We start from the raw sequence: 23,962 nt of genomic DNA, 5'->3' as shown, positions 1-23,962 counted from the left end.
TCTCCTATTTATATAAAATTTTCGCCATTTTCTCCAATGCTTTTACGGCTCTTAGGTTTGCAGATACACCAAAATTCTCGTTGTCCAAATCATATACTTCTCCATTTTTTACAGCATCTAAATTTGTCCAAAAGCCTTTTGCAAACTCTGCATCAAAAGCCTTTCTACTAACTTCAGGACTTACGTGGGTCAATCTTAAAATGATGTCTGGATTTAATTCCGCTACTGTTTCTAAGCTATAGGGAAGATACGGGGAAGGTCTTCCAGCCGCCATGCCTTCTGCCACATTGATACCACCTAATTTTTCCACTAAGCTTCCTGTATAGGAGTGGGGTGTAGCAATCATAAAGCTTTCCGGTGTTCCAAAAAGAATCAGCACCTTTGGCGCTTCCTTTCCTGCAATAGCGTCCATGATTTTTTTCTCTTGGTCTCTCATTTCCTTGATGATCTCATTTGCTTTATTCGTTTTATCTAAACGCTCCCCAACATTTTCGATGTTTTGAAAAACATTTTCATAGGAGTTGTTGGTTAAATACATAGTTTCAAAGGCCATTCCTTTAAACATCTCGTCCAAGGCTTCCTTTAAGTTGCTATCACTGACATATAGCTCTGGGGACAGGGATGCTACGACTTCTAGATCTGGCTTCATTGGTGAACCAATTTTGGCCACATCCTTATATCTTTCTGGTAAGGCTTTTTCGCTGGTTAAAACGCCTACTGGATTGATATCGAATAGATCTAATAGCTCTGCTGACATAAAAGTACCAGCGATGATTTTTTTCTCCGCCATTCCTTCTTCTATCTGAGGTTCATTCTTCGCTTCTACTTTTCCTGTATCTGTTGGGCTACTGCATCCTACCATACCCATGGTTACACATAATGCTAATGCCATTAAAGATTTAAACTTTTTCATCCTTATCCCTCCATTATTTTTTTTGCTAAATCCATATAGATTTGTGCCATCTCTGAATCTTCAAAAGCTTCAATCACAGTTTTGCCGCTGTTCTCTGCTTCTTGTACCAATGGATTTCTCGGTATGTAGTGGAAAACATTGGTGTCGATCTCTTCACACAACTTATCCACCAATGCGCTCTCATTCTCCACATTTTTAGCATTCAAAATTAATCCTTTTAGCTCTGCATACCCTCTGGATTTGAACTGCATTACGGCTCTGGAAATATTGGACGCCGCATACATGGACATCATTTCTCCCGAGGTTACAATATATACCTCATTTGCGTACTGATTCCGAATCGGCATGGCAAATCCACCGCAAACTACGTCCCCTAGTACGTCATAGATCACAATATCGGGCTGGTATTCTTCAAAAGCTTCAAGCTCCTCTAGTTTTTCGAAGGCTGTGATAATCCCTCTACCTGCACAACCGATGCCAGGGGTCGGTCCTCCTGCTTCTACACATAAAACATCGTTGTATCCTTTGAACACAATATCTTCAAGCCCGATATCATCTCCTTGATCTCTTAAAACATTCAATACAGTGGGGATGAATGCTCCCTTCATCAAATTCTTCGTTGAATCAGCTTTGGGGTCGCAGCCCACCTGCATCACCTTATATCCTAAATGCGATAGAGCCGCAGATAAATTTGATACGGTCGTTGATTTTCCGATACCGCCTTTCCCATAAATCGCAATTTTTTTCATTATAAATTCTCCTTTTACAAATGATTTAATAGGGTTTCTATAAATTTTCTTGCATTGATAAAGTCTTCCTCATTTGGATGCTTTGCTGCATCTTCATGACGCTTTAATCGTTCCGGAGTCATGGCATGCCCGCCAGCATTCTTCTTGAACATTTCAGTTAACTTTGGATCGATTTTTCCTTGACAAAGAAAATGACCCAGTACCTGGTTATTCTTTTCTAAAAGCCTATGGGTATTTTCTTTGGTTTCCTTTGCATGCTCTGAATCTGGGTATGCACCTAAAGTACCAAAGGTGAGGACTTTCTTTCCCTTCAGCGTTTCCATAAATTGATACATCTCTTGATTTGGTTTGGCTCGGTCCACCCAATACCCTAGGACAAAAACATCCCCTTCTGGCATCTGAGCCAGCTCTTTTAAATCGTATATTGCTGTATTTTCAGGCAATGACTTTAAAATTTCATATGCAACCTGCTTTGTGTTCCCCGTCAAAGATGAAAATATTATATTTATTATCAATTGAACTGCCTCCTTATTTGAAAATTAATATCATTTACTTTATCTATATTAATTGAAATTCCTATAAATATCTCAAAAATATTTTTATTTTTTTAAAATATTTTTGAATTTGTTTTCTTTTTATTCAAAGTCGTATATGATATTGTTAAATAGTAATGATTTTCATTATCCGTTTATGAACTTTAAAGGAGTGTCCACTGCTATGAATAATGCAATAATAGAAAACATCTGTTATCCTAGGCCCAATGCAGAAGTTCTACATACTGTCTATGATTTTGAAATTACCTTAATCAATACCATATTAAATGGTCAGGTTGAAAAGGCCCTCAATTTATATCATAAATTTTTTGCTCTGGAATCCAACTATACGGCGGTATCGAATAACGATATTCACATTTTAAAAACCTACCTGATCTCCGTATCCATGTTGATCTCTCACAGGGTTATACAGAAAGGGGTTTCCACCTATAGCAGCAAATCGAAATACCAAGCCTTCGCTAAGGCAATTCATAAGACTTCCTCTAAGATTGAGGCTTTAAATATGGGAAAAACCATGGTCACAGCATACGCCACTCAAGTTAAGAAAAGCTTAAATAAGGTAGATAATATTTCTATAAGAAGGGCCATCGACTATATCCTTAATAATCTAGGAGAAACGCTGACACTGGAAGAGGTTGCAAACCATGCGAATTTAAGCAAGTGCTACTTTTGCACCCAGTTTAAAAAAGAAATGAAAATGAGCTTTACAGACTACCTCTCCCACGCACGGATCGAAAAAAGTAAATACTTACTCTGTAATTCAAACAAATCTATTTTAGATATTGCCATATTGATCGGCTTTAATAGTCAAAGCTACTTTACTACGCAGTTTAAAAAATATACGGGCGTTTCGCCCAAGGAGTTTAGAGCTAAAAAGGAAGATAACGAATATGTTTTTTAGGTTAGTTTCTATAAACATGCGATACCTTTCTCGATATTCTTGTTATACTTGCTTTATTGTTCTATAATAGAGGGTATACTAACTACAAAAACCCCATAGTAGTTTTGATCGAAACTTTGAAGAAACTTTTATTTTACGAGGAAAGAGATGGTGGTAACATGATTACTGTTTATTTAGCTGGGATTCCAGCATATTACGAGGGTGAAGATATAGAAATTCGATATGGAATCTATAGAAATGAAGACTTGTTAGAGAGACAAGCCCTATTAAAGGATTATAAAAAACCAGCTGTGGTGGGACCTTTTGCATTGCTGACGATTTTAAAGGAATTAGAAGACTATCAAGAGGAAGACATCACCATCATCGTCAACGATCCTGCTTTAGATGAATTGATGGAGGGAACCTCAACAACTAAAAATGCTGGTGTTCTAAAGATGACCAACATGGCGAAGGATCAGCTTCGGAAATTTCCAAATGCTATTACCGTTAGAGATATTAGTGAGGATAGCAAGGCCTTAGCTAAATGGGATGAAATTTTAAAGTTCTAGGAAGTTAAATAGAGGGAGGATATTTTCTATGGGATCCATAGAGAATATCCTCCCTTATTTTTTTATGGCTGTGGCCTTTTCAAGATACTCCAAATATGCGTAGGCCTCTTCATCATTGTTTCCACACATCTCCTGTGAAGCTTGTAAATTTCCACATACTGCGGGCCTTTCAGCACTTCCAAATATCATGCATCGATTATCCGTAGACAATTGAATGCATCGGATACCTGCTAATTTTCCATCGTTCATGCCCGGTATCGGTGATGATATTGAAGGTGCAATGCAGCAAGCAGCACAACCTGCCCTACATTCCATAAAAACCCCTCCTCTTGATGCATAGAATCATAATACCATAGGTCTGCTATTTTAACCATTATTAATCGATACATGGCCCACCTTAAAAGATTTCATCCTTTATTATGGCGGTAAATTGGGATCATTATGGATATTATATTTTCATTAGACGGATTCAGCTTGAAAGGACTGAGTTCCTTTTAAGTGTACTATAATCTTTAGCTAATACCTAAATAGGCTTTCAATTATGAAAAAATCATGTTTTGAGATGCTCAATGTCCTATCTGTCATTTAATTGCTCCAACTCTTCTAATAATTCTTGCGTAAGCTTAGCATAGCGTAAATCTGAACGTTCTCTGATTCTTGGTATGTCTACAAAAATTTCTCTATCAATTGAGCCTTTCCTTCTACTCATAAGTATTATTCTGTCAGCAAGATATATGGCTTCATCGACGCTATGTGTAACAAATATAATGGTTTTTTTGTCATATTCCCAAATCCGTAGCAATTCTTTTTGCAGAAGGATTCGTGTATAAGCATCTAAGGCTCCAAATGGTTCATCCATCAGCACCACATCAGGACTATTAGCAAGGGCCCGAGCAATCGCTACTCTTTGTTGCATTCCTCCAGAAAGTTCATGGGGATATGACTTGCGGAAATCTTCTAAACCAATTATTTTTAGAAACTCATCCACTGTTTTTTTCTTTTCTGATTTAGAAACGCGCTTGAAATTAAGTCCCATAGAAATATTATCTTCTACATTTAACCATGGCATCAAAGAATAATTTTGAAAAACCATTCCTATTTCTTTACGAGGTTTTATCAGCTTTTCGCCTCGATAAAACACATGACCCTCTGTAGCAGACTCTAAGCCAGCAATTAGCCTTAAAAGAGTAGATTTTCCGCATCCTGATGGTCCTACGATACAAACAAATTCGTTTTCCTTAATATTGATATTTATATTTTCTAAAACTGTTAAGTCCTGTCGATTACCTTCGACGGTAAAAGTTTTTGTTATTTTGTCAACACTAATAATTGATTGTACCATGCCTTTCCTCCTACTTCACTTTATTTTCCCACGAAAAATTCTTAGATATAACGATTCTAAAAACACCATCTAAAAGAGCGCCGATAATACCAATACATATCATCCCTGTTATAACTAAGTCCATTCGAGCCAGTTCATATGCATGAGTAATTAAATAGCCCACACCACTCATACTGCCTGGAAGCATTTCAGCACTAACAAGGCATACCCAAGATGCAGTTAGACCCATGCGCATACCATTTATAATTGTGGGACCTGCAGCAGGTATTAATATATGGAAAAATATATCTATTTGTGAAGCGCCTAGAACCTTTGCAGTTTCAATCAATACTTTTCTTACATTAGTTACCCCGAAAATAATATTGCCCCATATTGGGAAAAATGCACCTAGTGCTATTAGAAATATCATTGAAAGCTTAAAATTATCCATAATCGCAAATTGGGGTCCATAAGGCATCCCTAATATGCGGGCAAGACTGCTGATGCCGAACCAACCAAGTACAAGTGGCTGCCATGCAATGGAAGGAATTGGTTTAAATAAGTTAATAAAATTCTCGCAGAGATTTCTAATTGGTTTAAAATAACCCATAAGCAAAGCTAAAGGAAAAGCTACCGATGCTCCTATGATATATCCCAGCAAAACACGAACGATGCTGTATCCGATATTTCTAGGGATACTTCCTAAGCCGATAAAATTATCAAAGGCATGTAAAAAGTTGTAGAATACCTTTCCTACTGTAGGCAGAATTGCATTGTTACCAATCTTAGTGGCATAATAATTCCATATTAGCAGGAAAAGCACAGGAAGAATCATAGAAATTATACTTTTTTTAATCTTTATTTTATTAATGTGAGTTAAAACAGAGCTTTCTTTTTTAGAAAGCCCTTTTTCACATTTTTTAAGTTTGCTGGTATACATTATTTCGATAATTCCTCTATAAAAGTAAAATCAAAAACAGCATCCATTACTTCATTCACCGGCTTGTCCTTAAGTCTCCCTGAAAATTTACCTATTTTAGACATTGCTTCGTGATATGTAGCCATACCATTTGTGAAATGCTCTGTTATTTCCGTTTGATATGTTGTATCATTCTTCATTAACACTTCTTTCTCTAGCCCTATGAATTCAGCCATTAATTCAGCAGTTTCTTTACGGTTGTTTTGAGCATAATCCGCTACATCAGAAGTAACCTGTACCATTGCTTGCACAGCCTCCGGATATTTGTCTTTTATCTCATTTCTAACATTCATTGTACAACAAGGAAAATCAACCCATTTGCCTTCAGGGAGTTCATTAAGAGTTGCAATTATTTTACCGATATTCTGAGCTTCAGCATTCTGAGGATTAGGAACTGGCCCTGCCCATAATTCTACTTGACCTGAGCTAAGTGATGGAATTAAATTGCTTATGCCTTTAAGATCCATTAATAAGACGTCTGCAGAGTAGTCGGCAGCATCTTCAGTAACTGTCAAACCTGCATCTTTCAAAGCATATTCAAGAACTATTCTTGGACTACTTACAGCTGAATGATAACCGCCAACTATAGGCTTATCACTTTTTTTGGCGTACTGAACTAACTCCTCAAATGTAGTGTATGGAGCATCTGCCGCTGCAACAACAGAAACACCACCACTTTGGATTGGACATAGAATACTTACATCTACACCTGAATCATATGCAGTAAGCATAGCAGTACTCGAACAATATGCTATATCCATATGGCCTTGACTCATCAATGTTGCTGACTCTGCAGCTCCCTTGGAATACATATAGTTTACATATGCAATTACACTTCCATCCTTTACTAATTCTAATTGAGAATCGCTTATTGGTTTTAAGTGTACAGAGTTGCTTTCAAAAAGTTCAGGCTTTAAAAAATTCAAATGCATATTGCCTGTATGAAGCTCACTGCTCCATCCTACATTGAATGTTGGAATTTCATTCTTGGCAGGTTCTTCTATTGGTTGTGGCTTTGTTGACGCTATATCTCCACCTGAACAGCCAGTAAGGGCAACTATTGCTATGGCCATTACCATTGCAAGCAATTTTCTACCTTTTTTTCTTTTCATTTCCTTGTCCCCCTATAATTTTGTTAATTTTATATCACATTTGTATTGTATTCGCCATAACCCCGAAAGTCAAATTTAGCGATTTTATACATAACTTCGTTGTTATTACAAAAATCTATACACCAAATTTAGTTTTGTGGAAATCATAGGAACAATAAAGGGCCCTTTACTCAGATAGCCTCTCTTATAGGGATATTTAACAATAAAACAAATTCTTTCATTATAAAAATAAGTTGACCACTCAGTTATGAAAATAGGGGAGATATTACTGCTTTGTATCGATATTATTTTTTCTAAAAGCAGTCCTAAATATCTGATTATTGGGATATATTAATAATCTAGTCTTTTCTTTATCTATAAAAATTATCTTAGTTCTATGATATAATTGAACCATTGATTTAAAACTGACTTGAAAGGAATGAACTTATGAAAGCATTGATTGATTTGCATTGTCACTCCATAGCTAGTGGACATGCTTATAGTACAATAGAAGAAAACTTAGCTCAAGCAAGAAATAAAGGGCTTAAAATCGTTGGTGTAGCGGACCATGCGCCCTCTATGCAAGGAGGACCCAATATCTTTTATTTTTACAACTTACAGGCAATACCGAGAGAAGTTCATGGATTAACTCTGTTAAAGGGAGTGGAAGCTAATATCATGGACTTCCAGGGAAATATCGATATGCCCGTGGAGGTTTTGGAAAAGTTAGATTATGCCATCGCCAGCCTTCACCCACCCTGCATCGACCCAGGTACAATGGAGGAAAATACGGCTGCCATTCTAGGAGCAATCCATAATCCTTATGTAAAGATCATCGGCCATCCTGATGATTCTAGATACCCCCTAGACTATGAAGTTATCGTAAAAGCTGCCAAGGAGCACAATGTGGCCCTTGAAATTAACAATTCCTCCTTAATGCCCTATAGTTTTCGAAGTGGAGCCCATGAAAATGTAAAAATTATTTTGAATCTATGCGAGAAATACGGTACTCATGTAATTTTAAGCAGTGATGCTCATTTTTCCACTGCCGTTGGAGATTTCTCTAACTGTATGGACATTATTGACGAAGTTCATTTCCCAAAGGCATTGATTATTAACTTCAATGAAGCTTTGATCAATCAATTAATGGGGAAAGAACTGCTTTAGCGATCTATGCCCTATAAAATTTTACGATCTTTGGATACCATAGGAAAAGCTACGGATATTTAAATAACATCCGTAGCTTTTCCTATGGTATCCTTTACATTTCCGTAAAAAAATTCTGTGTATAATAATATTGATACGTACTATTGCTATTGTAAGCCACACCTACACCAAGGTTCTTCGCTTTTCCTAAAATATTTTGTCGATGACCAAGGGAATTCATCCAGCCTTCGTGGGCTTCAATGGCATCCGATGTTCCAGCGGCTATGTTTTCAGCAGCCAATCGATAATTAATGCCTTCCTTCTCCATTCGAGCAGCAGGACTTTCACCCTTTAAGTTGACATGCTCAAAGAAGTTGTTATGGGCCATATCTCGACTATGTTTTCTGGCACTATCCCTTGCCCGATCGCTCCATTGAAATGGTTCCAATCCGTTTCTGACCCTAACGACATTTGCAAGGTCAAATATTTGTCTTTCAAATCCTTCCTTTAATTTCTCGCTATATTTTCCATAGAATCCGTTTAACCCCAGCTCTATATCTTCTCTTACAACATGAATTGATGTCACTGTATTTCCCTCATGAAGGTCATAATAGAAGGATACGTAGCTACCATCAATGAAATATAGTCCTTTTTCCTCTGTATTATACAAATGATAAATCGTATTGCCCTTTTTTATACTTTTTAGGGGCTCTCCCAGTAGCTTTTCTACATCCTTTCTGCTTGTCCCTATCTTGATACTGTTTGCATACAACCAATGGTCTGTATTGGAATATAAGCCAACTACGGTTCCATCGGATACACCTACTTGGATATAGCTTGTATAGTCTTGATTGTAGATATACCATTGAAAGCCATATTTACTGAAATCCTTTCTTGCAGGCTCCCCTAGTTTCGCAATCAGCTCTTTTTCACTTGTACCGATGGTAATTCCTTGAACTGAAAAATTTTTTCTATTCTTTTCGTTCAATAATACGGTGGATGTTTGCTCATCCCAGCTTACATCCAGTCCCAATCCTTCACTGATCAATCTTATGGGTACAAAGGTCCGATTGTCCTTTAAAAATGCAGCCGTATCCATTGTTTTCTGTACGCCATTTAGAGAATAACTTTTTTCTTCAAGTTTTAAGCGAATATTGCTTTCATCCTTCAAGATATACACTGTTCCATTGGCCTGATCCCATCGTACCTCTGCACCTAGTCCCTCCGATATAAACCGAACTGGTACCAGTACTCTACCTGCCCTCTTATCCATATATGGTTTCGCATCAGGAAATTCGATCTGTGAGTTGTTTAATCGAATCGTAATTTCACCTTCTGCCGACACGAGCATTAAACTTGAAAATATAACCAATAGTACTAAAATTATAGAAAATAGACTTCTACCTCTGTTTTTCATTGGTATCTCCACCTTTCTTATCTATGGATTCCATCCATATGCTTGATTTCAGCAACCCCATGACCTCTTAAAATCATTTCATATCGTTGTATTCTATCTAATAGATACCCCTATTTTCGAAGATTATTAAAAGTATTTTTTCAACATGAATTTCTTTTATTGCGTAAATGCTATAAAATAGATTTAGAGAGGAGAGATCAATCTATGAAAAATATGGTTCAAAGATTTCTTAAATACGTAACGATTGATACAAAGTCGGATCATGAGTCCGAAAGCTTTCCTAGTACGAAAAGTCAATTTGACCTAGCAAAGCTTCTGGTTGAAGAATTAAAGGCCTTAGGGCTTGAGGATGCTGTCATGGATGAGAACTGCTACGTTATGGCAACGCTACCCTCTAATTGTAATACAGATAAAACAATTCCTACAATAGGCTTTATCGCTCATATGGACACCAGTCCGGATATGTCCGGTAAAGATGTAAAGCCGCAAATGGTAGAAAACTACGATGGGCAAGATATTGTATTAAATCAAGAGAAAAATATCATCCTATCTCCTACTGATTTTCCAGATTTAAAGAACTATGTGGGAAAAACCTTAATCACAACAGATGGCACAACCCTGCTTGGTGCTGATAATAAAGCGGGGATTGCAGAAATCATCAGTGCTCTAGAATATTTAGTACAGAACCCAGAGGTGCAGCACGGTACCATTAAAGTGGCCTTCACACCGGACGAAGAGGTTGGCCACGGTGCAGATCGATTCGATGTAGAGAAATTTGGCGCAGACTTTGCCTATACCATCGACGGCGGTGAAATTGGCGAGCTGGAGTATGAGAACTTCAATGCTGCTGGTGTTAAAATACTGGTTCACGGTAGAAATATTCATCCTGGAACCGCTAAAAATCGAATGGTAAATTCTATGGAAATCGCTATGGAGCTTCATGCCATGCTTCCCGAAAACCAAAAACCACAATATACAGAAGGTTATGAGGGCTTCTTCCTCCTTACTGGAATCCGTGGCGATGTGGAAGAAACGAAATGTGGCTACATCATCAGAGACCACTGCAAAAATAAATTTGAAGAAAAGAAATCCCTGATAAAAAATGCTGTTGACTTCTTAAATGGGAAATACGGTGAGGGAACCATCAACCTTACGGTAACCGATAATTACTTCAATATGAAAGAGAAGATTGAACCTGTAATGCACATCGTAGAAACTGCAAGAACGGCCATGGAAGAGGTGGGCGTTACACCGATAATCAAGCCCATTCGTGGTGGTACCGACGGTGCCAGACTTTCCTTCATGGGGCTTCCTTGCCCGAATATCTTCACCGGTGGTCACAATTTCCACGGAAAATATGAATATATTTGTGTAGAGTCCATGTATAAAGCAACAGAAGTTATTCTAAAGATCATTGAGCTTTATAGCAAATAAAAACGATGTATTTTTAACTTTTCCTATTCATCATCTCTAAAAAAACCATGTATCCAAATTTATGGCTACATGGTTTTGTTATAAATCGCCTCTCTTCGTGTCAAAGAGCCGCTCTCATTGTTTATATGATGCTTTTTCCTTTATTTGTAGCTTTTCTTGATGCAAGGTGCTTTAATGCAATTTCCGCACCGAAGTCCATACCTTGGCAACCACCCAATAAGATTAAATCGCCTTCATTGGCTTTTCCTATGGCATAGCATATAGAATCCGGTAGTTCATCAAATAAATCCACCTTAATCCCAGCATCCCTCATGACCTCTTGGAATACAGTCAGCTCCGCCTCCGTCACTCGATCCTTATGGGTCACATGGGAAACACTTTTGGTTGCAATAATCTCTGTAATTCCCAATTTAGGCGCCCATCTTGCAATGGCTTCAGCATTCTCACGGTTGACAGTAGGCCCTCGCTCTCCTCTGATTGCATAGACTAAATGAAGCTTCTCATAATCCATATATTTCAATGTGCCCAGTGTAACGTCAATATTTCCGGAGTTTGCAAAGTGATCATCGATGATCTTGATATCCTCCTCAAAGATGAACTGGAATCGTCTTTCTACACCAGCAAAGGTCTTCAGCGTTTCCTGTATGGTGGCAGTGGATACACCACATAAAAGCGATACGGTAATAGCTACCATGGAATTATATACGGAGTGTAGCCCAGGAACCAATAGCTGCACTTCAAATTCGCTAGGTTCATATTGCTGACCATTTGCAGTAAATGGTTTTAAGATTTCTAGCGTAAATTTAGCTCGTCCAGTGGTGAGATCTAAGTCCTTACAAGCAATGTGCCCCTCTTTGCTGTTGACGCCAAAGGTGATGACCTCTGCCTTGGTTTGATCTACTAGAGATGCTGAATATGGACAGTCCAGATTTAGAACAGCGATGCTGTTTTCACTGGCATTTCTTATCAAACTGGATTTCGCTTCAAAATACTTCTCGAAGGAGCCATGAGAATCAATGTGTTCCCGACTAATATTGTTCAATGTTACAATATCGTATGCTACGCTTTCTACACGGTGGGTTTCTAAGGCAGCAGAGGATACCTCCATGGTGACATGGGAAACGCCCTTGTCCACCATCTGACTTAAATAATGCTGTAAATCTAAAGATTCTGGCGTTGTCAGCTCCGCTGGTGTAGATTCCTCATCTATTTTTATGACCACGGTGCCGATTAGACCTGTCTTTCGTCCAGATTTTTCTAAGATTGCATTGACCATAAAGGATGTTGTAGTTTTACCGTTGGTAGCCGTAATGCCGATCAGTTTCATCTTCTGAGAGGGATCGCCATAGAACCGTGCACCCAGTTTTGCTAAGGCGATTCTGCTATTTGAGACAACGTATTGAGGAATATCCACATCTTCTTGAAGCTCTTCTACAATGGCAGCCACTGCACCGTTTTGGGCAGCCTTCCCTAAATATTGATGGCCATCGGTTTTGTAACCTCTCACACAAACAAAGAGATGTCCCTTCTCCACCTTTCCGGAATGGTAGGAGATACCGTAGATCTCTAGGTCTCTTTCATCATCCATATTTTTTATTTCTATGGAACTGAGCAGTTCTTTTAATTTCATCATACACTTTCCTCTTTTCTAAGCTTTTGGGGCATGATTTTTCTTCAACTATCTTTTAAATATTTTGCCCACCATCATTTTGCAATAACTAAAGAATGGCTTTGGATCGTCTAGACTCCATATGGCATAGGCTTTTGGCTTAAAGAAGGATTTCATCACTTCTCCTAAAGAAAGCTGTCCCGTTTGAATATATCCCTTAATGGCCAGCAGGTCCTCGTAGGCGTACCAGAATACACGATTGGTGTTTTCTGTAATGGCTTTCGGCGCTAAAGGTTCCCCTGTCAGCTCTCTATAAGTGATATACGGAATATTCATTCCAACCTTATATAGTAAATTATTTAAATTTGTTATTCTTACATTGATTTCGATTAAATAGTATTCTCCTGTTTCTGCATCCTTTTTAAACTCAATTTCCCCAAAACCCTTGTACCCGATAGCCTCCAAAAATGGAGCTCCAATTTCGTATAGCTCTGGTACGTGTCGTTGTCCCGTATAGACCGATGCGCCAAAGTTAATAGGATACTGGCGGAACTTTTGACAGGTTGTCCAATGGGTCACCTTTGCATCTTGGTTCAAATAAGCATCAAAGGTGTACATATGATCATCAAAGCCAGGAATAATTCGTTGTACGATCACCTCTAGACCTGCATTTTGAGCTTTCTCTAAGGCGTCTTCCAGCTCAGCTCGATTATGAACCTTAAATATTTTTTTCCTAAACTTGGCCACAAAGGAAGGAGAATCCGTCGGCTTAACGATACAAGGGTATTTAATAATAGAATCTACCTTTTCAAAAAAATTATCCTCATTTACTCGAATTGTTTCCGGCACAAGAACACCTTGTTCCTTTGCCATTCTCTCTAAGGTTTCCTTGTTCATGGCCTTCGTATATAATCCTTGCTCTGTCTGAGGGATGAGATAGAATTCTCTCAGCTCGTCCAAATATTCGTCGATGACCTCCACATAGGAGTCGTGGCACGGAATTAGCACGGGTGGCACAATTTCCTTGCGCGCATAATCCTTTAAAAATTCAATAAAAGCTTCTTTTTCATTTCTATAATGAGGAGAGATCAATCGTTCTGAACAATACTTTGAATCGGACCCATATCGGTCCTGATCGGAATAATCCACAGCTACAGTGTATATATTATGAATACCTAAACAACGAATGGTACTTAGGCCGATGTAGTAATTGGAGCCTAAAATTACTGCTTTATTTTTCACAAAATCACCCCACCAATATTGAATATAATGTAATCACATTATTCTCTTGAATATATATATAGTGCCACATTAGCCTCATGTTTACAACTACTTTTTGGAGATCTCTATGGCCGGAAGCGATTATTTTATTCCATATTTTTCATTGAAAATAATAATCATTATTGTTTAACTTCGTTATATTGGGGAATAAAGATTATGAATACATATGTGGATTTAATTAAATTTAAAGGAGGATTTTAGCTATGGCAGAAAGAATGGTAGGGCTTAAAGCCCCTTATTTTGAAATGAATACAGCAAATGGAGATGGAAAAGACTTTGGAAAGATTTCCTTAGAGGACTATAAAGGAAAATGGCTCGTTATGTTCTTCTATCCATTGGATTTTACTTTTGTTTGTCCTACTGAAATTACAGCCATTAGTAAAAGAGTGGCTGAATTCAACAAGCTGAATGCGGAGATTCTTGGTGTCAGTACAGATAGTGAGCATTCCCACAAGGCTTGGATCAATGCTGCTCAAGATAAAGGCGGCCTTGGACAAATCACCTTCCCTCTAGCTTCTGACAGAACCCAATCTGTAGCAAGAGATTATGGTATCCTCATTGAAGAAGAGGGTATTGCACTAAGAGGTTTATTTATCATTGACCCAGAAGGAGTTCTCAGATACTCTGTAGTTCACGATTTAAACGTTGGTAGAAGTGTTGATGAAACCCTAAGAGTACTTCAAGGACTACAATCCGGTGGGTTATGCCCAATCGATTGGCACCCAGGGGACAACACCCTATAAAATCCATCCCTATAATAAAACCATCTAGCTTTCTTGAGAGCTGGATGGTTTTTTACGCCTATATTCTTGTTATCGATTCAATATATTTTTTATTTTCAGCCCGATTTCTAGATTGAGTCGATCGTTGGAACACTCTATATTGAGTCCCGTAATCTGCTTGATTCTTTCGATGCGATATAAAGTAGTATTATAGTGCGTAAAGAGAGCTTCTGATATTTTCTTCAGGTTTCCATGGTATTCAAAGTAATATTCTAGGGTTTTGATTAATTCCGTTGACTTTTTCTCATCGTATTTCACTAAAGGCTCTATGGTTTTGTTATAGAACCGTTCCAGCTCTTCTGTTAGATGATCCTGACACAGAATCTTATACACTCCCAGGTCCTCAAAAAAGATGATTTTTCTTTCCTTTAATAGGGTACCCACCTGGATTGCTTTCACCGAATCTTCATAGCTTTTATGTACCTGCCTCAGCCCTTTATATTCCCTACCGACCCCAAGCCTATAATTTACTTCTTTGAAATGATATATAAAGAATTCTTCCAGATCCTTACTGAAGGCCTTAAGAGCAACGTTTCCTTTATTTTTTTGTGAGAAGGATAAAAGGACATAGAGACTATCAGTTTTACTAGCGATAAAGCCTTTTAGATTGTGGCTCTCTATCAATCCTTCCAAAGAACTGTACAAGCTGGTTTGGCCGTGAACAAAGTCCTTTCGTATCGCCTTCTCTTGCTCTTCTATATGAATTAGAATTAGGACAAAATGATCGTTGACATCCAACTGAAATAAATGGGCTTTTTCCTCTGCCTTCTCCTTCCTTCTTTCCTCCATAGAAAGCAGGTCCTCTAGGAATTCCCATCGGTATCGATTCTCCACATCCCTTACAGAAAGCTGCTTTAAGATATCTAAGGAGATGATGGTCGAAGCGTTTTCCAGTACGGACAAATCGAATCCCCCTAAAGGTGTGTTGGCAGCCCAAGAGAAAATATGTCCGTATATGCTGTCCTTTAATATAATGGGCATGACCATTCTTCGTATGGGAACCCCTCGGATGATTTCGATCCCTTCATTTAATTTATATTCCATGCTCTTATTGGAATTGGGATCGTAGAACCTCTTGGCATCCTCCAATAGGTGTCCGCCCATTTCAGCATCCACCGTACCGAGCTGTAGAAACCATTGCTCCGGATATCCGATTTTAATTATTAATGGGTTTCTTAAGTTCTCACGGGTTACTCTGCCGATATCTTCAATACTGCCACCTTCCAATACTACATTCATCAACTGCTCGTGTACCTTTTCTAATCGTTGAAGAAGTGAGGTTTGCTTATTAAAAATTTCTTTAAAGACAGAGGTCATGATATCAGCAAATGGCGTTCCATAATATAAATCGATGATCGGAAAATTCAGCCGGTTTGCTAAGTCTATAATTTCTTGTGGAAGCATTTCTAAATAAGGATATACTTTGATCCCTAAACCAGCCAGCCCTTTGCTGGAACATTCTTTGATAAAGGATTTTTGATCCTCTAAACCTCCCAGCTTAAATGAATATGCCGTGGTCAATAGAAACTCTCCTTCATTGATCCAATCTAAAATCTCTGAATCCGCCATAATGTTTACCTTAGAAACCGTATTATAGATGCCATTGAACCCTGCAATCAATCTACACTTTTCCATACATTCCATCTTTAAAATATCTTCCACTGTAATTCCATTCTGTCTGCTCACCCTACCACCTCCCATTGATACAATTCGAAATATTTCGAAAAAATCCTTTATTATTTTAAATTATTTTCCTTCATAGATCCAGTAGGGATAAAAAATTAAGGCTTATACCGAGAAAATACGTCTCCCAGTATAAGCCCCTAAAAATTCTAAGCTAGTTTTGCATAAGTGATGGATAGAACCTCTTCTTTGAGTGCCTTCGCTTCCGCTAAAATGCCTTCACACTCTGCCTTTTTCTTCTCTATGTAAGCATTGTCGCTTAAGCTTTTTAGATTAATGATAACGTTGAATAGTGCGCCTTCCACACCGGCATAGGCCATTAAGGCACCTACCCCGACGTCTGTAATCGCATTGACGTTGCCGTTTTCTGCAAACACTTTCTGTAGCTTCAATATATTTAAACATTCATTTGCTGTGGTCAGTGGTACTTCTAAAGCTTCTATGGTCGCCTCCTCCATAGCCTTACTTCTTATGGCTTTTTCTTCCTCGGTTTCCTTTGGCATTTTTAAGGCTGCCATAAACAGATCGAAGGCTTCCACATCTTTATCTACAAGTACGTTTAATCTACGCTTTAATTCAATAACCGCATTAAAGTTTTTCTTAAAATGCTCCTTTGTTGGCTCATCTAATGCTTCAAAAGCCTTTCTGCCCACGGTTAAATTACCAACCATAGCTGTAAGGGCAGCACCAAGACTTCCAGAAAGTGCAGCTACACTGCCACCGCCCGGCGTAGGCTCTTTGCTCTCTAATACATCTAAAAATTCTTTTACCGGTTTATCAATTAATAACATGGATCTTTCCCCCTTGTATAAATGTTTTAAATTTTCAGTTTACAGTATAACTCTATCACAATCCAGAAGCTTCGTCCAGTTCTACATTAACTGTATCTGCAGCTTGTTGGAAAGCTTCGTTCCACTTAGAATATTCAGATCATAATCAATTTCAATTTTTCCCTTACCCGTTTCTTCACTGATTTCTATATCCAATGAGTTTGTAACAACAGAGATATGAAACTCCCCATAGGCCGTCATATAATTGGATTCGTATTTGCTTCCTTTTTCAAAAATTAAATCTGTGGCTGTGGTTCCAAATCGCTTCATATAGACCTTATTGTTATTTTCCACCTTTACCCTCGTCGTTGCTCCTTCCAAGCCAGAAATCTCCGATTCGTCATAAAGAATATAATAGCTCCCATTCTTTATGTAAAAAGTCCCTTCCGTCATCAGTTCTATGGTGCTTTCTTCTCCATCCAGTCCTGTTTGGACGCCAATTACTTTTATCATTCGCATTGCTTTCATCTAATTCATCCTTCTCTATTTAATTGCTTCTATCCTAGAATACTTCTTTCATTGAAGCGTTCTATGGCAAGCTCTATTAATCGATCGATTAATTCTTCGTACTCAATTCCTGTGGCTTCCCACATCTTTGGGTACATGCTGATCTGGGTAAATCCAGGCATTGTATTGACTTCATTTAATAATATACGGTTGCTATCTCGTTCAATGAAGCAATCCACTCGTGACAACCCACTACAGTCTAAAAGCTTATATACTTTTACCGATAGACTTCTTATGCCTTCGATCACGTCCTCTGGCAGATTTGCAGGAATTTCAAATTTACTAGTGCCCGCAAAATATTTATCGTTATAATCGTAGAATTCTGCGGAAGGTATAATCTCCGCTGGTAAAGATGCGATGGGCTCATCATTTCCCAATACAGAGCACTCAATCTCTCGGCCATTGATGCCTTCCTCCACCACAATTTTTCGATCATATTTCGCAGCTAGCTCAATGGCTTTTTCTAGTTTTTCTCTATTATGAACCTTGGTAATACCCACACTGGAACCCATATTTGCAGGCTTTACAAAAACTGGATAAGTAAATTTTTCTTCTATTGTATCTAAAACTTCTTTCTCATTTTCTTTATATTCCTTCACCAAGAATGCATGGTATTTTGCTTGAGGTATTCCTTCCAACTCGAATAATTTTTTACTCATGGCTTTGTCCATGGCTAAGGAGGAAGCTAATACACCGGTTCCTACATAAGGAATATTCATCATCTCAAATAAGCCCTGTATGGTTCCATCTTCTCCAAAAGGTCCATGGAGTACAGGAAATACAACATCGATCTTTTCTGTCTTTCCATCTCCAAAATTGATGATGCCTTTCCCTTCCTCACTCGGTAACACGCTGATATTCGTACTGAAGTTATTTTCCTTCGCCCAGTTATCCGCAATACCTTCCCATTCGCCGCTCTGAATTTTATCGATAGATCCTCTATATAGTTTCCAAATACCCTTTTTGGTGATGCCAACAGTAGTAATATTGTATTTTTCTTTGTTCATCGCTCTAAGTACAGAAGTGGCTGACATTAACGAAACTTCGTGCTCTCCTGACCTTCCACCGAAGACTACCATAACATTTATCTTACTCATACGAACACCTTCTTTCCTACTTTAATAATATTCTACCTTTGTTTATATTATTATTCAAACATTTTATGAGAATCCGTCTTTAAATCTGCCATTTTCCGCAGTGACATTCCACAATTCTATCCCCCTACGGTCGTATAAATTGGATTATTTCGCAGTCTCGCAACTCAAATTTGTTCACTCCCGTTGGTCGTGCAAATTTGGTGCTCGTTGCGTTTGACTTACCATCAATTTATTGCTTCCTACGGTCGCATAAATTGGGTTATTTCGCAGTCTCGCAACTCAAATTTGTTCACTCTCGTTGGTCGTGCAAATTTGGTGCTCGTTGCGTTTGACCTACCATCAATTTATTGCTTCCTACGGTCGCATAAATTGGGTTAGGTCATAAAAAATACTCCATTTATGGTAGCAGTCTATGTTTCCAACCGTCTACTATAAAAGGAGTATTTATTTTCACACTATATTTTAAATATGGAGGCAATCCGATCGAATCGACCTTTTATTTGAACTTTAGATTCCTGAAATATTTCTGATATCTTTGATTTTAATTGAATTGGAAGTTCTTTGTTATTGATATCACTATATACCAGATGGTATTCTTCCTCTGTTAGAGCGTTCTTTAATTCCCGTTGAGTTTCTTCATCCGTTAGCCCATGCTTCACATCGACGAAGCATAGAGGTGGGAACATGACGCACCACCAGTTTTGTCCTTTTGCTTCTCCGATCTCTATCCGCAATGCTTCATATATTCCCGCTGGAAAAACCACATTGCCATATCGCTTTGTAGGAAAAATACTTTCTCCCAAGGATGCTGTAACGGAATAATTTTCACCCCTACTTTTTATTTCTTCCTCTGCGATTTCTTCTATTTTATGTAAATGTGTTCTTAGAATTTCTCTCGTTTCGTTAATATCTCTGGACTTCTCAAGTTCTTCTGCCATGGTATGGATGATTTTATCCCGTACCTTTAGCTTCAGTTCCTGATCCTCCGGCGAATCACTGTTTGCTAATACATGGAACCTTATGAGGTTTTCTCCGATCTTACCCAATTCCTGTCTTTCTTCTCTGAGATATAAAAAGTTTATAAAGACAATCCCTGTTAGAAAACATATTACGAAACCACTCATCCATTTTTTATACATCTTCATTTCCCCTTTTCATCCATTTCATTGTTATATTCTCAGTATGTACAAATGGGGGAAATTTTATACAGATTTATTTATAAGGAACATGGCTCATTTATAAAATCTATAGAGATACACTAGCGAACCAATCCGACTCTTCGTATATCTATATTTATCTTTACGTCAATTTCTATATTAGGGAATATCTCTGGCCACTCCTGTTCAACTTCCTTCCATAGCTTATAATGACGCTGTCTTAAAAATCGGTCCACGCCCAATATATCCGCTCTAAAATCCTCTTGTATTACACGGACTGTTTCCTTCAATCTATCGCTCATATATTTATTAAAGACATCTTCGATTTCTCGAATGGTTTTTGCTTCTAGAAGGTCATAGTTGGACCCAAAATAGGTCTGTTTTATATCTCCTTCCGCATCAATATTAATTAAAATCTTAATTCTTTTGTTATCGTCAACTAATTTCATTTTAGATTTCTGAACTTTAAGATCAATGGGAACTATGGTGTCTTTATACACGATGGATATACCTCCCGCTGATTTCGCTTCTCCTTTAATCATCATTAATTGTGCAGTTTGAACTTCATTCAACCACCCTTTAAATTTATAGTTACTGATAACCCCTGCTCCCGCCACTTTAACATCATTCTTTCCTGCCGTTATCTTGGGAATCACTGCATTTTTGCTTTCATATAGATCTTTCAGTATGTCTCCAATGGAGCCTTCCGGCGCTCTAGGCGTTCGATCCTTCCTGTTGAAAATTTCTGAAATAAATTGACCGATTCTAGGCTCCATAGACGGCGTAATATTGATAATATCAGCCACATCATCTTCCGTCATGGCTAGTATAACCCTACGACTTAGAAGCTCGTTGGTTTCTATGCCATCTAAAATCTGACGAAATAGATGCTCGTCTTCCGTAACACTTTTACCTAAAATTATGGTTCTTAGATGTCCTAGAAACATTTCTCTGTTGGTACGATCTGCCAATATTTTTGATACGCCATAAAGTGTATCTCCAATGGTTGCTACAATAATATCGTCCGTTTCTTCCAAGGAATGCTTTGGAAATGCAAAGATAAATTTGAATTGATTTCTTTTATCTTCGTGTCCACTGGGTGAATCTTGATTATCAGCCTTGTGTGCTCCAGAAGAAGGTGCATATCGATCAATTCCTATGGCACTGATATGTGCTCTTTCATTGATCTCTACCTTATCCCAGCAGCCCGTTAGCAGAACAAGAATACAGATTAGAATCAGGAGTATTTTTTTATACATTGGACCTCGCTCCTTTCTTCATCTTATCCTGTATAAGTAAGGATATTAGCAAAAGCAATGGAACCACAAAAACCAGAGCCGTTGTACCATACCTAGTACAAGCCTTAAGAAACTCATACGTTTCTGATACACTTTCAGGAATAATTGATACAAAATATATAATGGGTAGAAGCGGTGCCGATAGATAAGCTTGATCCTTAGATTTCGTTAAGGATTTTAACATAATCGTTGCTCCTAAGTGAAAAGGAGATGCCGTCGTGAATGCAGTTAACACCCACAAGGTCATAACGATTACTTGTACATTTTCTATAAAAAGACCTGGGGTCTCAATGGTATCGAATAAATCTAAGGTTGGCCAAAGTAACCGCTTGACCTGTAAAGGCCCAAACTGTGCCAGTGTAGCAGTTGTAATGAGCAAGTAAAATATTAGCACAGACACAACAGCAATATATCCTTTCGTAGCATCCTTTGGCTTTTTTAAATAGGGTCCAAAAACTAATAAAATTTCATATCCTGCAAAGCTAAGGATTGTCGTTGGTATCCCCTTAATAAATTCATTAAAGGAAATTTGAAATGTAGGAAGCAAATTATAAAGATCCGACCGAATGAAAGACAATCCAAATATAAATACTATGAATAATATCAGTAGTGGTATTAAAAATTCTAGCACCCTTCCCAATACTTCGATGCCTTTACGGCCTAAATAAACCGAAGCTGCTAAAAAACTTACATTGATCACTTCTATGGGGGTATTTTTAAAAAGAAAGGCTTTCATAACCTCTCCGAATACCCTAGTGACCAATGCACAAAACGTTAGAAAATACAGCATATAGATAGCTCCTAGAACGTAAGCCACTGGCCTAGTAAATCCATGGGAAAGGACATCGAAAAACTGCTCCCTAGGCTGTAATTTTATGATGTTTCCATGAATAAAGGTGCTTGCTATGGCAGCGCCTCCTCCTGCTAATAGGACAAGCCAATGATCGTGAGGAACTGCTTCTGCCAAATCCCGTGGAAGGGTCAATATTCCTGTTCCTACCATAGTGAGCACTAAAATGAATATCATCTGCCCTATTGGAATAATATCATTATTGTCTTCCATTTATTTCACTCCTCTTTATTGAAATCTTCTTTTCTTCTGTCTTTCATCCTCACTTTTTGTTTTGGATTCACTAAAGTAGGTCGAAGATGCATAGCTGACAGTGGCGCTCTGATAAGAGTATCCTTTAAGTCTGTATATTTGCTGATATATGTAGTAAATGGCGTCAAATATGGAATACCAAAACTCTTTAGACTACATAAATGTATGATGATAAATATTGTTACAAGCATGACACCATATAGACCCAAAATTGCCGATGCAATGATTAAGAAAAAGCGCAGGAGTCTAAGACCAATGGCTAAATTGTATCTAGGAATAGAAAATGAAGAGATTGCAGTTATAGCCACTATGATTACCATAATTGGCCCTACAATCCCTGCCTCTACTGCTGCCTGACCAATAACGAGACCTCCTACAATACCGATGGTAGCGCCAATCGGTCCCGGAAGACGAACCCCTGCCTCTCTTAGCATCTCTAGTGTAAGCTCCATCACAATCGCCTCTATTACCGACGGAAAGGGAACGCCTTCCCTGTTTGAAGCGATGGAATGCGATAGGTTAGATGGCAACATTTGAGGATGGAATGCAGTTATTGCAATATATAAGGATGGTGCATATAAAGATATTATTGCACCTATATAACGCAATACCCTAATAAAAGAGGCAATCCCCCATCGATCGTAATAATCCTCTGCAGATTGCATCATAGCATTAAAGCTGGCTGGTGCTATCAATGCAAATGGACTATTGTCCACCAAAATAATTACCTTTCCTTCATATAAACTTGCTGCTACAACATCTGGGCGTTCTGTACTCTGTATTTGCGGAAAAGGCGAACGCCAGTTATCCTCAATAAGCTGTTCTATATATCCACTATCCATAATTGCATCGATGTCAATCGTATCCAGTCGCTTATTTACTTCTTCTAAACATTTTTGATTGACAATATCTTCAATGTACATAACGCATATATCCGTTTTTGATCTTTTACCGATTTGTTTTCCTTTGAGCTTTAACTTTGGATCTCTGATTCTTCTTCTGATCGATGCTGTATTAACCCTCAGGTTTTCCACAAGACCATCTCGAGGGCCTCTCACTACAGCTTCTGTTTCTGGCTGGGAAATGCCTCTACTGCTCCATCCCTTCGTTGCAATGATCAGCATTTTCTCGTATTCATCCAATAGAAATGCTGTATCCCCACTCAATACATTTAAAACTGCCTCCTCAATGGTTTCCACTTCTTTAAACTCAGAAACCGCTAAGGTTTTTTCTTTGATGGTATCGCTGAGTTCCTCTCGATTGATCTTTTTATTGGGTGGTGCCATCCTGCTTTCTACCATCAGATTTTCTAGTACGTAATCGTTTAATACGTCGGTTTTTACCAAACCATCGATATAGACGAGGGCTGCCTTACATCCTTTTCCTTCTCCAATTACAAATTCTCTGTAAATAACGTCTCCACAATCCTCCAGGATGCTTTTTATCCGATCCAAATTGTCCTCTATATTTTTAAATACTTTCGTTTCTTCTGCACTTATGGTTACTTTTTTATCTTCTTTGCCGAAAAGATTTCCCCAAAGGCCCATCGATCTTCCTCCTACG

Annotated in this window: 23 protein-coding genes; 5 read left to right on the top strand and 18 right to left on the bottom strand. The window is 38.2% G+C overall.

Features of this window, described 5'->3' with window-relative positions; genetic code table 11:
* Positions 1 to 4: 4 nt before the first annotated feature.
* The 3 genes from CLOS_RS01630 to CLOS_RS01620 are packed head-to-tail and all read right to left on the bottom strand — an operon-like array spanning position 5 to position 2,177.
* Positions 5 to 913 (bottom strand): ABC transporter substrate-binding protein, encoded by a 909-nt coding sequence (locus CLOS_RS01630; protein ID WP_012158188.1) that lies wholly within the window; start codon positions 911 to 913, stop codon positions 5 to 7.
* Positions 914 to 915: 2 nt separating this feature from the next.
* Positions 916 to 1,662 carry a nucleotide-binding protein gene (locus CLOS_RS01625; RefSeq protein WP_012158187.1) on the bottom strand — a complete coding sequence of 249 codons (747 nt, stop codon included), beginning with the start codon at positions 1,660 to 1,662 and terminating at the stop codon, positions 916 to 918.
* 14 nt (positions 1,663 to 1,676) lie between these two features.
* Entirely contained in the window at positions 1,677 to 2,177 is a 501-nt protein-coding gene (locus CLOS_RS01620) for a flavodoxin family protein (RefSeq protein ID WP_012158186.1), read from the bottom strand.
* A gap of 202 nt (positions 2,178 to 2,379) precedes the next feature.
* On the opposite strand from CLOS_RS01620, the gene CLOS_RS01615 reads away from it, so the two are divergent.
* Both CLOS_RS01615 and CLOS_RS01610 read left to right on the top strand, forming a co-directional pair.
* Positions 2,380 to 3,117 carry an AraC family transcriptional regulator gene (locus CLOS_RS01615; RefSeq protein WP_012158185.1) on the top strand — a complete coding sequence of 246 codons (738 nt, stop codon included), beginning with the start codon at positions 2,380 to 2,382 and terminating at the stop codon, positions 3,115 to 3,117.
* Between the two features lie 104 nt (positions 3,118 to 3,221).
* Entirely contained in the window at positions 3,222 to 3,665 is a 444-nt protein-coding gene (locus tag CLOS_RS01610) for a hypothetical protein (RefSeq protein WP_242649586.1), read from the top strand.
* Between the two features lie 54 nt (positions 3,666 to 3,719).
* Here the strand turns inward: CLOS_RS01610 and CLOS_RS01605 are convergent, their stop codons facing one another.
* From CLOS_RS01605 to CLOS_RS01590, 4 genes are all read right to left on the bottom strand, one after another.
* The gene (locus CLOS_RS01605) at positions 3,720 to 3,980 is read right to left on the bottom strand and encodes a YkgJ family cysteine cluster protein (protein WP_012158183.1); all 261 of its coding nucleotides are present in this window, start codon (positions 3,978 to 3,980) and stop codon (positions 3,720 to 3,722) included.
* Between the two features lie 259 nt (positions 3,981 to 4,239).
* The gene (locus CLOS_RS01600; protein ID WP_012158182.1) at positions 4,240 to 5,007 is read right to left on the bottom strand and encodes an ABC transporter ATP-binding protein; all 768 of its coding nucleotides are present in this window, start codon (positions 5,005 to 5,007) and stop codon (positions 4,240 to 4,242) included.
* A 10-nt stretch (positions 5,008 to 5,017) separates the two neighbouring features.
* Complete coding sequence (locus CLOS_RS01595) at positions 5,018 to 5,926, bottom strand: ABC transporter permease (protein WP_012158181.1); 909 nt, start codon at positions 5,924 to 5,926, stop codon at positions 5,018 to 5,020.
* Positions 5,926 to 7,077, bottom strand: a complete 1,152-nt coding sequence (locus CLOS_RS01590; RefSeq protein ID WP_012158180.1) for an ABC transporter substrate-binding protein — start codon at positions 7,075 to 7,077, stop codon at positions 5,926 to 5,928. The genes CLOS_RS01595 and CLOS_RS01590 overlap by 1 nt, the downstream gene beginning before the upstream one ends.
* Positions 7,078 to 7,503: 426 nt before the next feature.
* On the opposite strand from CLOS_RS01590, the gene CLOS_RS01585 reads away from it, so the two are divergent.
* The gene (locus tag CLOS_RS01585; protein ID WP_012158179.1) at positions 7,504 to 8,223 is read left to right on the top strand and encodes a phosphatase; all 720 of its coding nucleotides are present in this window, start codon (positions 7,504 to 7,506) and stop codon (positions 8,221 to 8,223) included.
* Positions 8,224 to 8,317: 94 nt separating this feature from the next.
* On the opposite strand, the gene CLOS_RS15160 is transcribed toward CLOS_RS01585, so the two are convergent.
* Positions 8,318 to 9,619: a CAP-associated domain-containing protein gene (locus tag CLOS_RS15160; protein WP_012158178.1), complete on the bottom strand. Its 1,302-nt coding sequence runs from the start codon at positions 9,617 to 9,619 to the stop codon at positions 8,318 to 8,320.
* A 204-nt stretch (positions 9,620 to 9,823) separates the two neighbouring features.
* Between CLOS_RS15160 and pepT the strand changes: the two genes are divergently transcribed.
* On the top strand, positions 9,824 to 11,053 hold the full coding sequence (pepT, locus tag CLOS_RS01575; RefSeq protein WP_012158177.1) for a peptidase T: 1,230 nt from the start codon (positions 9,824 to 9,826) through the stop codon (positions 11,051 to 11,053).
* Between the two features lie 121 nt (positions 11,054 to 11,174).
* Here pepT and CLOS_RS01570 read toward each other — a convergent pair whose 3' ends face one another.
* A complete protein-coding gene (locus CLOS_RS01570) occupies positions 11,175 to 12,686 on the bottom strand; it encodes a Mur ligase family protein (protein WP_012158176.1) in 1,512 nt (503 codons plus the stop codon).
* Between the two features lie 45 nt (positions 12,687 to 12,731).
* On the bottom strand, positions 12,732 to 13,904 hold the full coding sequence (locus CLOS_RS01565) for a carboxylate--amine ligase (RefSeq protein ID WP_012158175.1): 1,173 nt from the start codon (positions 13,902 to 13,904) through the stop codon (positions 12,732 to 12,734).
* Positions 13,905 to 14,146: 242 nt separating this feature from the next.
* Here CLOS_RS01565 and CLOS_RS01560 point away from each other — a divergent pair, with 242 nt between their 5' ends.
* Positions 14,147 to 14,686: a peroxiredoxin gene (locus CLOS_RS01560; protein WP_012158174.1), complete on the top strand. Its 540-nt coding sequence runs from the start codon at positions 14,147 to 14,149 to the stop codon at positions 14,684 to 14,686.
* Positions 14,687 to 14,755: 69 nt separating this feature from the next.
* Here CLOS_RS01560 and CLOS_RS01555 read toward each other — a convergent pair whose 3' ends face one another.
* From CLOS_RS01555 to CLOS_RS01520, 8 genes are all read right to left on the bottom strand, one after another.
* Entirely contained in the window at positions 14,756 to 16,411 is a 1,656-nt protein-coding gene (locus CLOS_RS01555) for a PucR family transcriptional regulator (protein ID WP_012158173.1), read from the bottom strand.
* Positions 16,412 to 16,557: 146 nt separating this feature from the next.
* Positions 16,558 to 17,199 (bottom strand): cyclodeaminase/cyclohydrolase family protein, encoded by a 642-nt coding sequence (locus CLOS_RS01550; RefSeq protein ID WP_012158172.1) that lies wholly within the window; start codon positions 17,197 to 17,199, stop codon positions 16,558 to 16,560.
* An 81-nt stretch (positions 17,200 to 17,280) separates the two neighbouring features.
* A complete protein-coding gene (locus CLOS_RS01545) occupies positions 17,281 to 17,706 on the bottom strand; it encodes a DUF1934 domain-containing protein (RefSeq protein ID WP_012158171.1) in 426 nt (141 codons plus the stop codon).
* Between the two features lie 29 nt (positions 17,707 to 17,735).
* Complete coding sequence (locus CLOS_RS01540; RefSeq protein WP_012158170.1) at positions 17,736 to 18,842, bottom strand: D-alanine--D-alanine ligase; 1,107 nt, start codon at positions 18,840 to 18,842, stop codon at positions 17,736 to 17,738.
* A 455-nt stretch (positions 18,843 to 19,297) separates the two neighbouring features.
* Entirely contained in the window at positions 19,298 to 19,981 is a 684-nt protein-coding gene (gene spoIIR, locus CLOS_RS01535) for a stage II sporulation protein R (RefSeq protein ID WP_012158169.1), read from the bottom strand.
* Positions 19,982 to 20,100: 119 nt separating this feature from the next.
* A complete protein-coding gene (locus tag CLOS_RS01530; RefSeq protein ID WP_012158168.1) occupies positions 20,101 to 21,258 on the bottom strand; it encodes a Ger(x)C family spore germination protein in 1,158 nt (385 codons plus the stop codon).
* On the bottom strand, positions 21,251 to 22,360 hold the full coding sequence (locus CLOS_RS01525; RefSeq protein WP_012158167.1) for a GerAB/ArcD/ProY family transporter: 1,110 nt from the start codon (positions 22,358 to 22,360) through the stop codon (positions 21,251 to 21,253). The genes CLOS_RS01530 and CLOS_RS01525 overlap by 8 nt, the downstream gene beginning before the upstream one ends.
* A gap of 5 nt (positions 22,361 to 22,365) precedes the next feature.
* Positions 22,366 to 23,946, bottom strand: a complete 1,581-nt coding sequence (locus tag CLOS_RS01520) for a spore germination protein (protein ID WP_012158166.1) — start codon at positions 23,944 to 23,946, stop codon at positions 22,366 to 22,368.
* Positions 23,947 to 23,962 lie beyond the last annotated feature (16 nt).

This window comes from Alkaliphilus oremlandii OhILAs (genome assembly GCF_000018325.1).
GTDB lineage: Bacteria > Bacillota > Clostridia > Peptostreptococcales > Natronincolaceae > Alkaliphilus_B > Alkaliphilus_B oremlandii.
Note: the sequence above shows the minus strand (reverse complement) of the source record. Positions and strands in the feature narration are given on the sequence as shown.

Coding starts and splice junctions, on each gene's coding strand:
- CLOS_RS01630 (WP_012158188.1), bottom strand. CDS start 913: ATGAAAAAGTTTAAATCTTTAATGGCATTAGCATTATGTGTAACCATG.
- CLOS_RS01625 (WP_012158187.1), bottom strand. CDS start 1,662: ATGAAAAAAATTGCGATTTATGGGAAAGGCGGTATCGGAAAATCAACG.
- CLOS_RS01615 (WP_012158185.1), top strand. CDS start 2,380: ATGAATAATGCAATAATAGAAAACATCTGTTATCCTAGGCCCAATGCA.
- CLOS_RS01605 (WP_012158183.1), bottom strand. CDS start 3,980: ATGGAATGTAGGGCAGGTTGTGCTGCTTGCTGCATTGCACCTTCAATA.
- CLOS_RS01600 (WP_012158182.1), bottom strand. CDS start 5,007: ATGGTACAATCAATTATTAGTGTTGACAAAATAACAAAAACTTTTACC.
- CLOS_RS01595 (WP_012158181.1), bottom strand. CDS start 5,926: ATGTATACCAGCAAACTTAAAAAATGTGAAAAAGGGCTTTCTAAAAAA.
- CLOS_RS01590 (WP_012158180.1), bottom strand. CDS start 7,077: ATGAAAAGAAAAAAAGGTAGAAAATTGCTTGCAATGGTAATGGCCATA.
- CLOS_RS01585 (WP_012158179.1), top strand. CDS start 7,504: ATGAAAGCATTGATTGATTTGCATTGTCACTCCATAGCTAGTGGACAT.
- CLOS_RS15160 (WP_012158178.1), bottom strand. CDS start 9,619: ATGAAAAACAGAGGTAGAAGTCTATTTTCTATAATTTTAGTACTATTG.
- pepT (WP_012158177.1), top strand. CDS start 9,824: ATGAAAAATATGGTTCAAAGATTTCTTAAATACGTAACGATTGATACA.
- CLOS_RS01570 (WP_012158176.1), bottom strand. CDS start 12,686: ATGATGAAATTAAAAGAACTGCTCAGTTCCATAGAAATAAAAAATATG.
- CLOS_RS01560 (WP_012158174.1), top strand. CDS start 14,147: ATGGCAGAAAGAATGGTAGGGCTTAAAGCCCCTTATTTTGAAATGAAT.
- CLOS_RS01550 (WP_012158172.1), bottom strand. CDS start 17,199: ATGTTATTAATTGATAAACCGGTAAAAGAATTTTTAGATGTATTAGAG.
- CLOS_RS01545 (WP_012158171.1), bottom strand. CDS start 17,706: ATGAAAGCAATGCGAATGATAAAAGTAATTGGCGTCCAAACAGGACTG.
- CLOS_RS01540 (WP_012158170.1), bottom strand. CDS start 18,842: ATGAGTAAGATAAATGTTATGGTAGTCTTCGGTGGAAGGTCAGGAGAG.
- spoIIR (WP_012158169.1), bottom strand. CDS start 19,981: ATGTATAAAAAATGGATGAGTGGTTTCGTAATATGTTTTCTAACAGGG.
- CLOS_RS01530 (WP_012158168.1), bottom strand. CDS start 21,258: ATGTATAAAAAAATACTCCTGATTCTAATCTGTATTCTTGTTCTGCTA.
- CLOS_RS01525 (WP_012158167.1), bottom strand. CDS start 22,360: ATGGAAGACAATAATGATATTATTCCAATAGGGCAGATGATATTCATT.
- CLOS_RS01520 (WP_012158166.1), bottom strand. CDS start 23,946: ATGGGCCTTTGGGGAAATCTTTTCGGCAAAGAAGATAAAAAAGTAACC.